Raw genomic sequence first — 15,757 nt, 5'->3', positions numbered from 1 at the left:
TGTCCGTCGTGTACGGACGGACTCAGATGCCGACCTTGATGCGGGTGAAGCGCTTCAGGGTGACACCGGCCTCGTCCAGGACCTTCTGGACGGACTTCTTGTTGTCCAGAGCGTAGGCCTGGCCGAGCAGCGTGGCGTCCTTGAAGAAGCCGTTGACGCGACCCTCGACGATCTTCGCGATGGCAGCCTCGGGCTTGCCCTCCGCGCGGGTGACCTCTTCGGCGATGCGGCGCTCGGACTCGACCTTCTCGGCCGGGACGTCCTCGGCGGACAGCCACTGCGGGGCGAACGCGGCGATGTGCTGCGCGACGCCGCGGGCGACCTCGGCGTTCTCCTTGTCGAGCTCGACCAGGACACCGATCTGGAACGGCAGGTCGGGCATCGTGCGGTGCATGTACGCGGTCACGTAGCCGCCGGTGAACTGCGCGAAGCGGTCCAGGACGATCTTCTCGCCGAGGTTGGCGTTGGCCTCGTCGACGAAAGCGGTGACGGTCTTGCCGGGCTCGATCTCGGACGCGAGCAGCGCCTCGAGGTCGGCCGGGGAGGTGGCGGCGACGTGCGCGGCCAGCTGGTTGGCGACGGCCAGGAACTTCTCGCCCTTGGCGACGAAGTCGGTCTCGCACTTCAGCTCGACGATGACACCGGAGGTGTTGTCGTCGGCGATGAGGGAGACGACGGCACCGTTCTCGGCAGAACGGCCCTCGCGCTTGGCGACGCCCTTCTGACCCTTGATGCGGAGCGCTTCCTGGGCCTTGTCGACGTCACCGTCGGCGTCCACGAGCGCGTTCTTGCAGTCCAGCATGCCGGCGCCGGTGAGCTCGCGGAGCTTCTTGACGTCAGCGGCGGTGTAGTTCGCCATGAGTCTGTGATTCTCTCTCGAAGTCGTAGATCTACGGGTGAACGGCGGAGGCGCCGCGCTCGTGGCGCGGCTCCCCCGCCGTCATCGTCCGTGCCTCGAGTGCCCGGCGCGTGAACGCCGGGCGCTCTCAGTGGGTCAGGCCTGCTCGGCGTCGGCGGCCGGGGCCTCGACGGCCTCGGCGGCCGGGGCCTCGACAGCGGCCTCGGCCGGAGCGGCCTCGGCGTCGTCGGCCTTCTTGTCGCCCTCGAGCAGGTCGCGCTCCCACTCGGCGAGCGGCTCGGCAGCGGCCTTCTCGCCCGGCTTCGAGTCGCCGGTCGCGGCGCCGGAGCGGGCGATGAGGCCCTCGGCGACGGCGTCGGCGATCACGCGGGTGAGCAGGGTGACGGAGCGGATCGCGTCGTCGTTGCCCGGGATCTTGTAGTCGACCTCGTCGGGGTCGCAGTTGGTGTCGAGGATCGCGACGACCGGGATGTGGAGCTTGCGCGCCTCACCGACGGCGATGTGCTCCTTCTTGGTGTCGACGATCCAGACGGCGCTGGGGACCTTCGACATCTCGCGGATACCACCGAGGGTCTTCTCCAGCTTGGTCTTCTCGCGGGAGAGGACCAGGAGCTCCTTCTTGGTGAGACCCGAGGCGGCGACGTCCTCGAAGTCGATCGCCTCAAGCTCCTTCAGACGCTGGAGGCGCTTGTAGACGGTGGAGAAGTTGGTGAGCATGCCACCCAGCCAGCGCTGGTTGACGTACGGCATGCCCACGCGCGTCGCCTGCTCGGCGATGGCCTCCTGGGCCTGCTTCTTGGTACCGACGAACATGATGGAGCCACCGTGCGCGACGGTCTCCTTCACGAACTCGTAGGCGCGGTCGATGTACGACAGCGACTGCAGCAGGTCGATGATGTAGATGCCGTTGCGCTCCGTGAAGATGAAGCGCTTCATCTTCGGGTTCCAACGGCGGGTCTGGTGACCGAAGTGGACGCCGCTTTCCAGCAGCTCCCGCATCGTGACGACGGCCATGGCCATCTCCTTGGTTTCTCGGTTTGGTTCCTGACGCCCCGCCGCGCCCTGCCCCGACGAAGGGACCGAGAGACGCTCTCACCTGGCCGTTCAAGGCTGGTGCTGGGGCGTGCGAAGTCGACCCGGTGACCCGGATCGCCACAAGAAGTGTACGGGACCCGGCGGTGTGCCGGGTGACGCCGTTGTCCACACCCCGCCGGTTGTCCACAGGTCGGCGCACCGCCGCGCCGGGCGCGGGACGCTGTGCGCCATGACGACCTTGCTGCTCAGCCTGCTGCTGACCCTGATCCAGGCCGCCGTTCCCGGCGTCCGCCCGCTGCCCGCGCCCCTGTCCGTGGCCCGCTGGTGGGACCCGCCGCCGACCCCGTACGCGGCCGGGCACCGCGGCGTGGACCTGTCCGCCCCGGTGGGCGCGGAAGTCCGGGCGGTCGCGGCGGGCCGGGTCCACTACGCGGGCCCGGTCGCGGGCCGCGGAGTCCTCTCCCTCGCCCTTCCCAACGGCCTGCGCACGACCTACGAACCGGTGCGCGCGCTGGTCGCGGAGGGCGAGGCGGTGGCAGCGGGCCAGGTGGTGGCGGTCCTCACCGAGGGCTCCCACTGCCCGGCCCCGTGCCTCCACTGGGGGCTCCTGTCGGGCGAGCAGTACCTCAATCCGCTCACCCTCCTTCCCCGCCCCGCTCCCCGCCTCCTGCCGCATCCCGTCCCCGCCGGCGGGTGACGCCCGGGGGGCCGGCGAAGCCCGGAGACCTCAGCCCCGGACGCCCCGCAGCGCCATGGCGACCGCCGTATGCGTCACCACGTCCGGATCCTCGGCCGCACCGAGCTCGATCCGCCGGACGGCGGCGTCCACGATCCCCTGCAGCAGCATGGCGGCCAGCCTCGGCTCCGCCTGGCCCAGGGCCGCCAAGGCCTCGACGATCATCGCCACCAGCCCCCCGTGGGCCGCGCGGATCTTCTCCCGCGCCCCGGCGTCCAGCTCGCTCGCGGAAATGGCCACCACCGCCCGGTGCCGCCGGTCGCCCACCAGACCCAGCTGGCTGCGTACGTAGGCCTCGATCTTGGCCTCGGGCGACTGCGCCTGCTCCATGGCCGCTTCGATCTCGGCGGCCCACACGGGGAAGTCCACCGCGCACAGCTCCTCGACCACGGCCGCGCGGGAGCGGAAGTACTCGTACACGGAGGACCGGGCGAGCCCGGTCCGCTCCGCCAGGGCGGGGAAGGTCAGCGCCTCCGTCCCGCCTTCGGACAGCAGGGAACGCGCGGCGTCCAACAGGGCGCCGCGCTGCATCGACCGGTGCTCGGCCACGGAGGCCGCTCGAATCCTGGGCACGCCTCCACTCTACGGAGGTACCGCAAGCTCACCGCCCCACATCGGCGAGCTTGGCCCGCAGTTGCAGCACGGACTTGGTGTGGATCTGGCTGACCCGGCTCTCGGTGACGCCCAGCACGTTGCCGATCTCGGCCAGCGTGAGCCCCTCGTAGTAGTAGAGGGTGACCACCGTCTTCTCCCGCTCGGGAAGCGTGTTGATCGCCCGGGCCAGCAGACGCCGCAACTCCCGGTCCTCCGCCACCTCCACCGGATTGTCGGCGGCGGTGTCCTCCAGGGTGTCCATCAGCGAGAGGCGGTCGCCGCCCTCCCCGCCGGCGTGCAGGAGCTCTTCCAACGCGACCACGTTGGCCAGGGACAGCTGGCTGAAAACCGTGTGGAGGTCCTCCACCCCGATCCCCATCTCCGCCGCGACCTCGCTCTCGGTCGGAGTGCGCCTCAGCTGGGCCTCGAGCGTGGCGTAGGCCCGCTCCACGGCCCGCGCCTTCTGCCGCACCGAGCGCGGGATCCAGTCCAGGGCGCGCAGCTCGTCGATCATCGCCCCGCGGATCCGGGTGATCGCGTAGGTCTCGAACTTGATCGACCGGTCGATGTCGAACTTCTCGATGGCGTCGATCAGTCCGAATACGCCCGAGGAGACGAAGTCGGCCTGCTCCACATTGGGCGGCAGGCCCACGCTGACGCGGCCGGCCACGTACTTGACCAGGGGCGAGTAGTGCAGGATCAGCTGCTCCCGCAGCCTCTCGTCACCGGAGTCCTTGTACGAGCGCCAGAGCACCTCCAGGGACGAGGGCGCGGTGGACCGCCCACTGCCGCGGGCAGCGGGGGGCACCGCAGCGCGGTCGGACCCTGAGGTGTGCTGGGGCATGCTTCGCCTTTGCCGGAGCGGGATTCCTTGGGAGCGTAGCGTGACGGAAGTGTCGCGGTGCGCGAAGAGTACGGGATGGCGCGGGGGCGCAGGGGCGACCCGACTCGCACGGGCGACCCGGGACCGGCGCCTGGCGCACGGTCCCGGCGACTGTCACCGGGAGGACCGCGTCTCTCATCGGTTTCACTCTTTCACCGGAACGCCCCAGGTCAACGACCGCCTCGCCGAGGGGCTCCGGTTTGTGTGCCGCTTACGGGCGATGGTCCGGTCAACTGCCAGCCGTCGCCCTGCCGTTCGACGAACCCCAGAGAGTGAAGTTCGTACAGTCTGCCGATGACTTCATCGGTGCCGTTGCCGCAGGCACGTGCCACTTCGTCCACGTGGGCCGGACGGCCGGCGGGGAGCGCTTCGAGCACGCGGCCGGTCTCCCGGTCCAACAGGTCCCTGGCGAATACGGGTCCGCGCCGTTCGGGGGCCAGCTCGCCGATGGCGCCGACGAGTTCGACCACCTCCGCCGCGTCGGTGACGAGGACGGCCTCACCGCGCAGGAGTTCGTGCACCCCGGCCGAGAGCCCGCTGGTGGCGGGGCCGGGGATGCCCATGGTGAACCTCCCGAGCGCCTGGGCCCGCCGGGCGGTGACCAGCGAGCCGCTGCGGTGGGCGGCCTCCACCACGACCGTGCCCCGGGTGAGGGCGGCGATGACCCGGTTGCGCAGGACGAACCGGCTCGGGGTCGGGTGGCTGCCGGGCGCGAGCTCGCCCAGGATCAGCCCCTGGCCGGCGATCCGGCCGAGGAGCCCGGCGTGTCCGCGGGGATAGGCGACGTCCACCCCGCAGGCCAGCACCGCCGCGGTGGCTCCGCCGGAGGCCAGGGCCCCGCGGTGGGCGGCGGCGTCGATCCCGTACGCGGCTCCGGAGACGACGATCCAGCCCCGCTCGGCGAGCCCGGCGGCCAGGGTCTGGGCCATGTGCGCCCCGTACGGGGTACAGGCCCGGGCCCCTACCACGGCCACCGAACGCAGCGCCCAGGTCCGCAAGTTCGGCCGGCCCCGCAGCCACAGCCCGACGGGCCGCGCGTCACCGAGGTCGTCGAGCTGACGGGGCCACTCCGCCGATCCGGGACACACGAACCGCCCTCCCGACTCGGCGGCCAGCGCCAGGTCCCGCCGGGGATCGGCGAGCGCGGCCCGCCTGCGGTACCCGGCCAGCCGCTCGGCCCCCACCCCACCGGGCCCCTCCCCCTCGGGCCCGGTCAGCATCCGTATCAGCCCCACGGCCCCGTACTCCCGCAGCCACCGCCCACCCCTCTCCTCTCCGGGCTCCAACACCCGCGTCAACGCCGCCCTGGCCAGGACCTCCTGTTCCCCGGCCGCGGGCGGACCCGGACCACCTGCGCCGCAGCCCTCCCGCGGCGGCTCAGCAGCGCCCCCACCCGGCCCGGCCGGCCCGCCGCTCCGCCCCGCGAGCGGCCCGGTGTCCTGCGCCCCGGTCATGGCCCCGCCCCCGCCGCCAGGGTCGCCCCGCGGGCGATGCCGGTGCGCAGCTCCAGGGCCACGGCCACGTCCAGCGCCTCGGGGCGGTCGCGCCCTCGCAGGTCGGCAACCGTCCAGGCGACGCGCAGCACCCGGTCCAGGCCGCGCGCCGTGAGCAGGCCGCGCTCCATGTCCCGTTCGGCCTGGGCCATGGCCCCGGGACCCGCCTGCCAGCGGGTGCGCAGTTCCTGGCCGGGCACCTCGGAGTTCAGTCGCCACGGCGTGCCGGCGAGCCGGACCGCGGCGCGCTCCCTGGCTTCCCGCACCCGGTCGGCCACCACCTCGGTGGATTCCCCCCGACCGCCCTGCCCGAGCAGGTCCGACCGGGTCACGGGCTCGACCCCCACCCTCAGGTCGACCCGGTCGAGCAGCGGCCCCGACAGCCTGCCCTGATAGCGCCTGATCACCGAGGGCGGGCATTCGCACCCGGCTCCGTGCAGGGTGTGGCGCCCGCACGGGCACGGGTTCGCGGCGAGGATCATGAGGAACCTGGCCGGGAGCCGTACCACCCCGGCCGCGCGGGCGATGACCACGTGCCCCGACTCGAGGGGCTGGCGCAGTGCGTCCAGCGCCCGGCTGTGGAACTCGGCGGCCTCGTCCAGGAAGAGGACGCCCCGGTGGGCCAGCGAGACCGCCCCGGGCCTCGGGATCCCGTTGCCCCCGCCCACCAGGGACTGCATGGTCGCCGAGTGGTGCGGTGCGCAGTAGGGCGGGCGGGTGATGAGCGGTTCACCCGGCGGAAGGATGCCCGCCACCGAGTGGACCGCGGTGACCTCCACGGAATCCTGGCGGGTGAGCGGCGGCAGGATCCAGGGCAACCGCTCGGCCAGCATGGTCTTGCCCGCCCCGGGAGGCCCGCTGAGAAAGAGGTGGTGCCCGCCGGCGGCCGCCACCTCCAAGGCGCGGCGCGCGGTGTGCTGCCCGGCCACGTCGGCGAGATCGGGGAAGTCCCCGGCGTCCCCGTGACCGGAGCGGCCGGGCGCCAGGCCCGTACCCAGGCCCGCGCCCGGCAGGACCAGGCCGGCCAGTATCGGGTCGGGGCGGCCCGGGGGGTCGGCGGGTTCCTCTTCGGGGACCGGGCCGTCGGTCAGGACCGCGATCAGCTGGCGCAGGCTGCGCACGCCGAGCACCGAGACGTCCGGGACGAGCGCGGCTTCGGCGGCGCACTGCTGCGGGACCACCACGTGCCGGTATCCGGCCTCGGCGGCGGCGAGGACCGCCGGGAGGATCCCCCGGACCGGACGCACCCGGCCGTCCAGCCCCAGCTCGCCGATCAGGACGAGATCGGCGATCGTGTCCGGGTCGACGACCTCGGCGGCGCCGAGCACCGCGGCCGCCACGGCCAGGTCGAACCCGGCTCCGGACTTCGGCACGGAGGCCGGGCTGAGCCCGACGGTGAGCTTCTTCTGCGGCCAGGCGGACCCCGAGTTGACCACGGCCGCCCGCACCCGGTCCCGGCTCTCCACCAGCGTCTTGTCCGGCAGCCCCACCAGGGTGAAGGCCGCGACCCCGGGCTCCAGGTCGGCCTGGACCTCCACCACCACGCCGTCGACGCCCGCCAGGGCCACCGAACAGGCTCGGGCGAACCCCATCAGGCCACCCCCCTGACGTGCTCCACCACGGGCGCACCGCGCCGTGGCAGCAGGACCCCGACCAGGTCGATGCGCACCCCGCCCGGCGGTGGTCCGCCGTGGTCGGCGAGCCAGCGCCCGGCGAGCACGCGTAAGCGCTCGGCCTTGCCGGGCCGCACGGCGGCCATGGGATGTTCGAAGTGCCCGGCCCGGCGGGTCTTCACCTCGCACACGACCACCGCGTCACCGTCCCGGGCGACGATGTCGATCTCCCCGCCCCGGCACCGCCAGTTCCGCGCGATCACGGTCATCCCGGCCTCGGCCAGCCGCCGCACCGCGAGATCCTCGCCGTACCGCCCCAATGCCTGCTGTGCCACGCCCTTCGCGTTCATCCGGCACCACCTCCGGCACCGACGATCCCGCGCCCCCGCCCACCCTGTGGATCTTGGTGGACAACTCCGCCGTTGTGGATAACCCGGTCACCCGTACGGCTGAAGAGAGGAAGGGAAGGGGACGAAGGGCAGACTCAGCTGCCCGGCAGTTCGAGGTCGCTCTTGTTGAGCTCCTCGATGTTCACGTCCTTGAACGTCAGCACCCGCACCTGCTTCACGAACCGGGCCGGCCGGTACATGTCCCAGACCCAGGCGTCCGCCATGGAGACCTCGAAGAAGACCTCCCCCTGGACCGAGTGCACCTGCATCTCGTAGTCGTTGGTGAGGTAGAAACGGCGTTCGGTCTCGATCACGTACTTGAACAGCCCGACGACGTCGCGGTACTCCCGATAGAGCTTCAGCTCCATCTCGGTCTCGTACTTTTCGAGGTCCTCGGCACTCATGGCATGTTCCCCTTCAGCCGTGCGTCCCCCTATTGTGCGCCAGGCCCATGCGCCCCTAAACGATTTCCGGGGCCAGGACCACCGGCGCACCCGGAGGACCGTCGTCGAGCAGCGTACGGAGCAGCTCGGCGAGTCTGGTCGGGTACACCGTCTCACGCGCCGAGAGAAGTTCCTCGGAGGTCCACCACCTGGCTCCGGTGACACTGCGCCGCTCCAGCTCGGTGAGCCCGCCCAGCCGGGTCCGCGTCTGGGTGGTTCGGGCCAGGAAGTACCACTCGTCCTGCTCCCAGCGGCGCCCGTCGAAGGGGAAGGAGCAGTACCGGTGCCACAGCACCGGCCCCAAATCCACCTGTGTGATCCCCGTCTCTTCCGCCAGCTCCCGCAGCGCCGCCTGCTCCCGGCTCTCGCCGGCCTCCAGCCCGCCGCCCGGTGTGAACCACCAGTCGTCCGCCGGGTCCGCCGGTTCGAAGCCGTGCAGCAGCAGGATCCGGTCCGCCGGGTCCAGCAGGATCACCCGCGACACCTTCCGGGGGACGGGGCCCGGGACCGGAGCCGGGGCCGCCGCCGGGTCAGCGGACACCGGCCCGCTCCTGCCGCCGCCCGCGCCCGAGGAGCCGTACGAGGGGCCCGTAGGCGGCGCCCAGCACCACCAGGGCGGCGCCGGCCGCCACCATCACGAGCTGGAGCCGCAGTGGGCCGGGCCGGGAGATCCCGCCGGGCAGCGCCGCGTACGTCCGCGGCCGCTCCAGCATCGCCGCGGAGGGCCAGGCCACGGCGTCCACCCGGGCACTGACCGTCGACCGGGGGACGGTGCCCTGCCCGGCCTCCTGGAGGTGGGCCCGGGAGTCGAGGGAGGCGGCCCGCCGGTCGCCGAGCAGGAAGAGGTTCCCTTCGGGAACCGTCACCTCGAAGGGCGTCCCCGGGGCCGGGGCCTGCCCGGGCGGCATCGCCAGGCCCGAATCGGGCTGGGTGCGGTCGGCGTACGGCTCGTCGAGGGCCGTGCCGTTCACGGTCAGCTCGCCCCCCGCGCCGCAGCACTTCACGGTGTCGCCGCCGATGCCGACGACCCGCTTGACCATGGGCGAATCGCTCCACATGGAATCAGTAAAGATGACCACGTCCCCGCGGCGCACCTCGCCGCCGTCGATGCGCTGGGCCAGCACCCGGTCCCCGGGCAGCACCGTGGGCATCATCGAGTCGGTGGGCACGGTGTAGGGGCGGTAGACGAGCGCCCCCCACACGAAACCGCCGAGGAAGAGCGCGAAGCCGACGGCCACGGCGATGCCCGACAACACGTTGCCGAGACCGCCGTGGCCGTCCTTGCTCCTGCGTATGTCCTGTGTTCCGCCCATTGCAGCGCTCCCACGTCGGAGATCGTCGACCTGGGCGGCACCCTACCCGGCGGTACGCCCCGTGGTCAGCCTCCGCCGGCGCCACATGACGAGCGGCACCGCGCCGGCGAGCCCCAGCGCGGCCGGGCCCGGCCCGACCGCAGCCGGCCCGGCGGCGCCGGGCGCGGGCGCCGCGGCCTGGTTGCCGATGCCCGGCTGGTCGAAGGTGTCGGGGATGGGGAGCGTGGACCAGCGGGTGATCGGCCACGCCACCACGATGGCCCGCCCGACGACCTTGTCGACGGGCACGAAGCCCTGGGTGGCGTCCTGCATGTGGTAGCGGGAGTCCTGGGAGTTCTGGCGGTGGTCGCCCATCACCCAGATCTTGCCCTTGGGCACGGTGAGGGGGCCGAAGGGGGCGTCGTCGCACGCGGTGTTGCCGGGGAAGATGTACGGCTCGTCGAGCGGCTTGCCGTTGACGACGACCGGTCCCCCCTTCTTGCACTCGACCGTGTCCCCGCCGATGGCAATCGTGCGCTTGATCAGGTCCTTCTCGGCGGCGTCCGGCATCAGGCCGATCTTGCTGAGGATCTGCTGGGCGAGGTTCGGCTCCGGGGTGGGCTCACCGGACAGCCAGTTCGCCGGATCGTGGAAGACGACGACCTCGCCCCGGTCGGGCTCGGAGCCGAACCACGGGGTCAGCTTGTCCACCAGCACCCGGTCCCCGCGCTGCAGGGTGTTCTGCATCGAGTCGGACGGGATCGAGAACGCCTGCACGAGGAAGGTCTTGATCAGCAGGGCCAGCAGCAGCGCGATACCGATCAGGAGCGGAAGCTCCTTCCAGAACGAGCGGTGCGGGTGCGCCTTGGCACCGCCGTCCTCATCGGCCTCGTGCTTGACGGCGTCGTCCGGCCGCTCCTCACCCTCATCGCGTCCGGACCGTGCGCCTACCGCCACGTCCCCCACATCCACTCCTCACTCGGATTCACCGCCCGCTCCCGAACCGGAAAACGGGCCCTCCCCTCCCTTAACGAGCGGGAGTTCCCTAAGGCGCGGGAGACCCAGGACACACTATGCGAACGAGGTGCCGCGGCGGCGCCGACGACGCCCGTGTGCCTCGCGTCGCGCGTGATCGGGCACCATCCGGAAGGTTGCGGGCGTATCCAGTCGTCGCCAGTGCCCGAACGGCCAGGCGATCACCACGGCCTCCCCCACGACCTCGTCCTCGGCGATGGTCCCCTCGAAGGCCTCGTCGAGGTGGTAGCGGGAGTCGGCCGAGTTCGACCGGTGGTCGCCCATCACGAAGATCCGGCCGGCCGGCACCTGCACCTCGAAGCGGATCTCCGAGGGCGCGTTGCCCGGGTTCACGTACGGCTCGTCGAGCGGCGAGCCGTTGACGGTGACCCGCCCCCGGGCGTCACAGCACTTGACGGTGTCCCCGCCGACGCCGATGACGCGCTTGATCAGGTCCTGTTCGTCCGCCGAGGGCAGCAGCCCGATGAAGGTGAGGGTCTGCTTGATCTGCTTGACCCCGACCGGGTCCTGGGCCGGCCGGGCGACCTCGCCCTTGAGCCAGCCGCCGGGGTCCTTGAACACGACGACGTCGCCGCGCTCGACCTCGGAGCCGAACCACGGCGTCAGCTTGTCCACCAGCACCCGGTCGCCGATCCGGATCGTCTGCTCCATCGACCCCGACGGGATGAAGAAGGCCTGCACCAGGAAGGTCTTGAGGAGCAGGGCTATGCACAGCGCGACGACGACCAGCAGGGGCAGCTCACCCGCCCGGCGCGTGCGGCGGCGGCGCCGCACGCGGCGGGCCAGCCGGCGCCGCTCGGCCCGGCCGCCCTCCGCCACGACGGGTTCCGGCTCCGGTTCGGGTCTGCGCTCGGGCTCCCGCCCGCCGCGCGGCCGCCCGCGGCTACCCATGCCGGCCGCCGGCCGTGGCTGCGCCCCAGCGCGAGACGGGCCAGCCGATCCAGTCGGCCCGCCCGATCACCTTCTCCACCGGCACCATCCCCCCGCCCGGCTCCCCCAGGTGGTCCCGCGAATCCCGGGACTGGGAGCGATGATCACCCATCACCCACAGGGTCCCAAGGGGTACGACGATCCGGAAGGGCACCTTCGAGGGTGCGTCGCCCGGGTAGAGGTACGGCTCGTCCAGCGGGACGCCGTTGACCTCGATGCGCCCGGCGGTGTCGCAGCACACCACGTCGTCGCCCCCGACGCCCACGACCCGCTTGACGAAGTCGGTGTCGGCGGGCTCCGCGATCCCGAGCGCCGAGGCCGCGCCGCGCACCAGCTCGCCGAGGGGATGGCCCGCGGGGCGTTCCCGGACGAAGGACCCGGTGCCGTCGAAGACCACCACGTCGCCCCGGCGCGGCTGGTCGCCGAAACGGTACGCCAGCTTGTCGACCAGCACCCGGTCGCCGACCTCGAGCGTCGGCTCCATGGAGCGGCTCGGGATCAGGAAGGGCTGGACGACGAAATTGCTCAGCAGCAGCAGGAAGACGGTGCAGATCACGCCGAGCACTCCGGCCCGCCGCCAGGTCGGCGGCCGCAGGACCGCGGAGAACGCAGAACGCGGCCGCCCCTCCCCCTCGACGGGGGAAGAGTGGCCGCGCTGCGTGTGAGGTGCTTCGGTGTCCATCGGGGGCGAGCCTATCCGGCCACCCCGGGACGCCGGAGGGGACCTCAGTTGTCGCGCTTCTCCTTGATCTTCGCGGCCTTGCCGCGGAGCTCACGGAGGTAGTACAGCTTGGCGCGGCGCACGTCACCGCGGGTGACGAGCTCGATCTTCTCGAAGATCGGGGAGTGGACCGGGAAGGTACGCTCCACGCCGACGCTGAAGGAGACCTTGCGCACGGTGAAGGTCTCGGAGACACCGGCGCCCTGGCGACGGATGACGACACCCTTGAACTGCTGGATACGGGAGCGGTTGCCCTCGATCACGCGGACGTGCACGTTGATCGTGTCACCCGGGCGGAAGGCCGGGACGTCCGAGCGGAGCGCGGCGGCGTTGACGCCATCGAGCAGGTGAGACATGTTCTTCGTCTGCTTTCTTCGCACGACGCCACAGGTCGCCGGTGCGGGTTTCCGTAGAGAATTCGGGAGCCATGACACTCGGCGGCCGACGGTCCCCCTGTGGCAGGGGCGTCCGCGAGCACACAGCAGCCGCCTATTCTTCCACGGCCTGCGGCCTGCGCCAAAATCGGCCGTCCTCCGACGGCTGCCAGCCCAGGATGGACAGGATCTCCCGGTCCTTCTTGTCGAAGGCCGAGGCCTCGCAGCGCTCGATCAGGTCCGGGCGGTTGCGGGCCGTGCGGCGGAAGGCCTCGTCCCGGCGCCAGCGGGCGATCTTCCCGTGGTGGCCGCTGAGCAGCACGTCCGGAATGCCCCGGCCGCGCCACTCGGGGGGCTTGGTGTAGACGGGCCCCTCGAGCAGGTTCGCCATCTCGCCGGGGGCGAAGGAGTCGTCGCGGTGCGATTCGGCGTTGCCCAGCACCCCGGGGAGCAGCCGGGCCACGGCCTCGGTGACGACCAGGACGGCGGCCTCGCCGCCCGCCAGGACGTAGTCGCCGATGGAGACCTCGTACACCGGCATGCGCGTGGCGTACTCGTCCATGACGCGGCGGTCGATGCCCTCGTACCGGGCCGGTGTGAAGATCAGCCAGGGCCGCTCGGAGAGTTCGACGGCGAGTTCCTGGGTGAAGGGCCGGCCGCTGGGGGTGGGGACGACCATGACGGGCCCGTGCGCGCCCGCCTCGTAGCCGTCGGCCAGCGCCTCGTCCAGGGCCGCGCCCCACGGCTCGGTCTTCATGACCATGCCGGGGCCGCCGCCGTAGGGGGTGTCGTCGACCGTGTTGTGCCGGTCGTACGTCCAGTCCCGCAGGTCGTGGACGTGGACGTCGAGCTGGCCGCGGGCGCGCGCCTTGCCGACGAGGGAGACGTTCAGCGGTTCCAGGTACTCGGGAAAGATCGTGACGACGTCGAGACGCATCAGGCGTCGTCCCCGGAGCGCTGGGAGTCCTCGTCGCGGGTCGAGTCGATGACCGCTTCGCGCTCGTCGATCAGCCCGGGCGGCGGGGTGATGACGCAGCGCTGCTCCTCCAGGTCGATCTCGGCGACGATCTCCTCCACGAAGGGGATCATCACCTCGGTGCCGTCCGGTCGCTCGACGATGAAGAGGTCCTGCGAGGGCAGGTGGGAGATCTCGGTGATCCGGCCGATCTCGGTGCCGTCCTCGAGGACGACGTCGAGGTCCATCAGCTGGTGGTCGTAGTACTCGTCCGGCTCTTCCGGCAGCTCCGCGGGGTCCACGTCCGCGATCAGCAGGATGTTGCGCAGCGCCTCGGCGCCGGTGCGGTCCTTGACCCCCGCGAAGCGCAGCAGGAGCCGGCCGCTGTGCACCCGGCCCGTCTCGATGGTCAGCGGTCCCGCCGACGCCGGTTCGGTCCGCAGCACCGCGCCCGGACTCAGCCGCAGTTCCGGCTCGTCGGTGCGCACCTCGACGGTGACCTCACCCTTGATGCCGTGGGCGCGGCCGATCCGCGCGACTACCAGCTCCACTGTCTCTCTCCTGTTCAGACGACGACGGGCCGGGGCGGGCACGAATGCCCTCCCCGGCCCGTGCCGGTGATTCAACTGCTCAGCGGACCTGGTCCACGTCGACGAGGTCGACGCGGATCCCCCGGCCGCCGATGGCGCCCACGACGGTCCGCAGAGCACGTGCGGTGCGGCCGTTGCGGCCGATCACCTTGCCGAGGTCGTCGGGGTGGACCCGGACCTCGAGCACCTGCCCGCGGCGCAGGTTGCGCGAGGCGACCTGCACGTCGTCGGGGTTGTCCACAATGCCCTTCACGAGGTGCTCAAGAGCCTCCTCGAGCATGCTCAGGCCTCGGTCGACTCGGCGGCGGCCTCAGCCTCGTCCGCCTTCTTGTCGGCCTTCTTCGCCTTCTGCGTGATGGCCTCGCCCTTGGCGTCGCCACCCTCGAGGGCCTTGGCGAACTCGTCGAAGGAGCGACGCTTGTCTTCCTTCGTCGCCGGCTGCAGCAGCGGCGCGGGGGCGGGGAGGCCCTTGTGGGCCTGCCAGTCACCGGTCAGCTTCAGGATGGCGAGCACAGCCTCGGTGGGCTGGGCGCCGACGGACAGCCAGTACTGCGCACGCTCGGCGTTGACCTCGATGCGCGACGGGTTGTAGGTCGGGTGGTAGATACCGATCTCTTCGATCGCGCGACCGTCCCGACGGGTACGGGCGTCGGCGACGACGATGCGGTAGTGCGGCTGGCGAATCTTGCCGAGGCGCTTGAGCTTGATCTTGACTGCCACTGGAGTGGTGTCTCCTGAACTTGACGTGGTTGGGCACATGAGATGCCACGTGGGGTTGCGGTACTCGGGTGCCCGATGGACGCGTCAGCCGGAGGAGAGAGGGGTCCTATGCGACTGTCGAGTACAGCTAGCCATTGTGCCATACGCCTGCGGCGCGCTCAGCCGGAGGGCCCGGGCCCTCCGGGACACGGCGGAGCTGGCCGCGCGGGCCTGGCGGCACCCTCGCCCTCGCGGCCGCGCCCCGCCGCGGGGCCGCCGCTCAGGAGGCGGCCGAGAGGGCGACCTCGGGAATGCGGAAGGGCTTCATGCAGCCGCCGCACACGATCGGCGCCTGGGCGAGCACGGACGGGACCACCCGCACGTTGCGCCCGCAGTCGCAGACGGCCTTGACGCGGACGCCGCCGCCGGAGGAGCCGTGCCGCGCGGCCGGTCCCCGGAAGCTGCGCTTGGTGTCGGCGGCCGTGGCGGCCGTGTGCGCCTTCAGCGCGCGCTGCAGGCGCTCGATGGTGGGACGGTAGCGACGCTTCGCCTCGGGGTTGAGCGCGACCAGCGAGAAGCCGCTGCTCGCGTGGGGCTCCTCGGAGTGGTCCAGCCCCATCTCCTCGGCGATCGCGAGGAATCTGCGGTTGTGGTAGCGGCCGGCGCGCGAAGTGTCGCGGACACCGCGGGCGGCGGCGATGCCGTGGACTGCCTCGTGCAGCAGTCGCTCGAAGGAGAGCTCGGCGCCGCAGGCGGACGAGGACTCTCCGATCAGGGACTCGGGCGCGGCAAGGTCAGGCAGCTCGGGGTGGTACCGCTGAATGTCGGCCCACGCCTGCGCCAGCTCTGCGGCGAGAACAGGTGGTGTCGTGCTCACGTCGTGACAACGAGCCGAGGTGCCCCGGTGTTCCGATTCCGGGCCATTCCAAATTTTTTGCACGTACCAGTCAGTTCAGTCTCATGCGTCCTGACGAGGACGGGTGCGCCGATCCCAGGAGGAGTCGGTACGTAACGTCGACCGGCACACCTCAGCCCCGGCGCGCGGGTCCTGGTGGACCACGGGCTGGCCGGCTTCCCGGCCAGCGCGCCGGTGGTCAGCAAGGCCGGCGTGCACGG

The 15,757-nt window shown here is 71.9% G+C and carries 19 protein-coding genes and 1 pseudogene; 1 reads left to right on the top strand and 19 read right to left on the bottom strand.

Features of this window, described 5'->3' with window-relative positions:
* Positions 1 to 22: 22 nt before the first annotated feature.
* Together tsf and rpsB are read right to left on the bottom strand one after the other, a co-directional pair.
* A complete protein-coding gene (gene tsf / locus AB0D44_RS30695) occupies positions 23 to 859 on the bottom strand; it encodes a translation elongation factor Ts (RefSeq protein ID WP_361753374.1) in 837 nt (278 codons plus the stop codon).
* Positions 860 to 994: 135 nt separating this feature from the next.
* A complete protein-coding gene (gene rpsB, locus AB0D44_RS30690) occupies positions 995 to 1,873 on the bottom strand; it encodes a 30S ribosomal protein S2 (RefSeq protein ID WP_362596968.1) in 879 nt (292 codons plus the stop codon).
* Between the two features lie 250 nt (positions 1,874 to 2,123).
* Between rpsB and AB0D44_RS30685 the strand changes: the two genes are divergently transcribed.
* Entirely contained in the window at positions 2,124 to 2,591 is a 468-nt protein-coding gene (locus AB0D44_RS30685; RefSeq protein ID WP_362596966.1) for a M23 family metallopeptidase, read from the top strand.
* Positions 2,592 to 2,621: 30 nt separating this feature from the next.
* Here the strand turns inward: AB0D44_RS30685 and AB0D44_RS30680 are convergent, their stop codons facing one another.
* The 17 genes and pseudogenes from AB0D44_RS30680 to AB0D44_RS30600 form a co-directional block, all read right to left on the bottom strand.
* Positions 2,622 to 3,179 carry a helix-turn-helix domain-containing protein gene (locus AB0D44_RS30680; RefSeq protein WP_362596999.1) on the bottom strand — a complete coding sequence of 186 codons (558 nt, stop codon included), beginning with the start codon at positions 3,177 to 3,179 and terminating at the stop codon, positions 2,622 to 2,624.
* A 52-nt stretch (positions 3,180 to 3,231) separates the two neighbouring features.
* Positions 3,232 to 4,068 (bottom strand): RNA polymerase sigma factor WhiG, encoded by an 837-nt coding sequence (gene whiG, locus AB0D44_RS30675; RefSeq protein WP_362596963.1) that lies wholly within the window; start codon positions 4,066 to 4,068, stop codon positions 3,232 to 3,234.
* 209 nt (positions 4,069 to 4,277) lie between these two features.
* Positions 4,278 to 5,561 (bottom strand): DNA-processing protein DprA, encoded by a 1,284-nt coding sequence (gene dprA, locus AB0D44_RS30670; RefSeq protein WP_362596960.1) that lies wholly within the window; start codon positions 5,559 to 5,561, stop codon positions 4,278 to 4,280.
* Complete coding sequence (locus tag AB0D44_RS30665) at positions 5,558 to 7,192, bottom strand: YifB family Mg chelatase-like AAA ATPase (RefSeq protein WP_362596957.1); 1,635 nt, start codon at positions 7,190 to 7,192, stop codon at positions 5,558 to 5,560. The genes dprA and AB0D44_RS30665 overlap by 4 nt, the downstream gene beginning before the upstream one ends.
* Positions 7,192 to 7,563 (bottom strand): YraN family protein, encoded by a 372-nt coding sequence (locus tag AB0D44_RS30660; RefSeq protein WP_362596954.1) that lies wholly within the window; start codon positions 7,561 to 7,563, stop codon positions 7,192 to 7,194. Before AB0D44_RS30660 ends, AB0D44_RS30665 begins: the two co-directional genes overlap by 1 nt.
* Before the next feature lie 134 nt (positions 7,564 to 7,697).
* Positions 7,698 to 8,006, bottom strand: coding sequence for a DUF2469 domain-containing protein (locus tag AB0D44_RS30655; protein WP_005311352.1), 309 nt, complete (start codon positions 8,004 to 8,006; stop codon positions 7,698 to 7,700).
* A gap of 55 nt (positions 8,007 to 8,061) precedes the next feature.
* Complete coding sequence (locus AB0D44_RS30650; RefSeq protein WP_362596951.1) at positions 8,062 to 8,586, bottom strand: NUDIX hydrolase; 525 nt, start codon at positions 8,584 to 8,586, stop codon at positions 8,062 to 8,064.
* On the bottom strand, positions 8,576 to 9,358 hold the full coding sequence (gene lepB, locus AB0D44_RS30645; protein ID WP_362596948.1) for a signal peptidase I: 783 nt from the start codon (positions 9,356 to 9,358) through the stop codon (positions 8,576 to 8,578). Before lepB (AB0D44_RS30645) ends, AB0D44_RS30650 begins: the two co-directional genes overlap by 11 nt.
* Before the next feature lie 42 nt (positions 9,359 to 9,400).
* Positions 9,401 to 10,294: a signal peptidase I gene (lepB, locus tag AB0D44_RS30640; protein WP_362596945.1), complete on the bottom strand. Its 894-nt coding sequence runs from the start codon at positions 10,292 to 10,294 to the stop codon at positions 9,401 to 9,403.
* Between the two features lie 31 nt (positions 10,295 to 10,325).
* A pseudogene (gene lepB / locus AB0D44_RS30635) lies at positions 10,326 to 11,263 on the bottom strand (signal peptidase I); the annotation flags it as partial.
* A complete protein-coding gene (gene lepB, locus AB0D44_RS30630) occupies positions 11,256 to 11,984 on the bottom strand; it encodes a signal peptidase I (protein ID WP_362596942.1) in 729 nt (242 codons plus the stop codon). The gene lepB (AB0D44_RS30630) and the pseudogene lepB (AB0D44_RS30635), both read right to left, overlap by 8 nt.
* Before the next feature lie 44 nt (positions 11,985 to 12,028).
* A complete protein-coding gene (gene rplS / locus AB0D44_RS30625; protein ID WP_073911044.1) occupies positions 12,029 to 12,379 on the bottom strand; it encodes a 50S ribosomal protein L19 in 351 nt (116 codons plus the stop codon).
* Positions 12,380 to 12,512: 133 nt separating this feature from the next.
* Entirely contained in the window at positions 12,513 to 13,334 is an 822-nt protein-coding gene (gene trmD / locus AB0D44_RS30620) for a tRNA (guanosine(37)-N1)-methyltransferase TrmD (protein WP_362596939.1), read from the bottom strand.
* Positions 13,334 to 13,903, bottom strand: a complete 570-nt coding sequence (gene rimM, locus AB0D44_RS30615; RefSeq protein WP_362596936.1) for a ribosome maturation factor RimM — start codon at positions 13,901 to 13,903, stop codon at positions 13,334 to 13,336. The genes trmD and rimM overlap by 1 nt, the downstream gene beginning before the upstream one ends.
* A 79-nt stretch (positions 13,904 to 13,982) precedes the next feature.
* Positions 13,983 to 14,222 (bottom strand): RNA-binding protein, encoded by a 240-nt coding sequence (locus tag AB0D44_RS30610; RefSeq protein ID WP_007266827.1) that lies wholly within the window; start codon positions 14,220 to 14,222, stop codon positions 13,983 to 13,985.
* A 2-nt stretch (positions 14,223 to 14,224) separates the two neighbouring features.
* Positions 14,225 to 14,662 (bottom strand): 30S ribosomal protein S16, encoded by a 438-nt coding sequence (gene rpsP, locus AB0D44_RS30605; protein ID WP_351318398.1) that lies wholly within the window; start codon positions 14,660 to 14,662, stop codon positions 14,225 to 14,227.
* A gap of 259 nt (positions 14,663 to 14,921) precedes the next feature.
* Positions 14,922 to 15,518, bottom strand: a complete 597-nt coding sequence (locus tag AB0D44_RS30600) for a hypothetical protein (RefSeq protein ID WP_362596933.1) — start codon at positions 15,516 to 15,518, stop codon at positions 14,922 to 14,924.
* Positions 15,519 to 15,757: the final 239 nt, after the last annotated feature.

It is taken from the genome of Streptomyces sp. NPDC048349 (assembly GCF_040651925.1).
In the GTDB taxonomy this organism is placed as follows: Bacteria; Actinomycetota; Actinomycetes; order Streptomycetales; family Streptomycetaceae; genus Streptomyces.
This window is presented reverse-complemented; position numbering and strand designations above follow the sequence as displayed.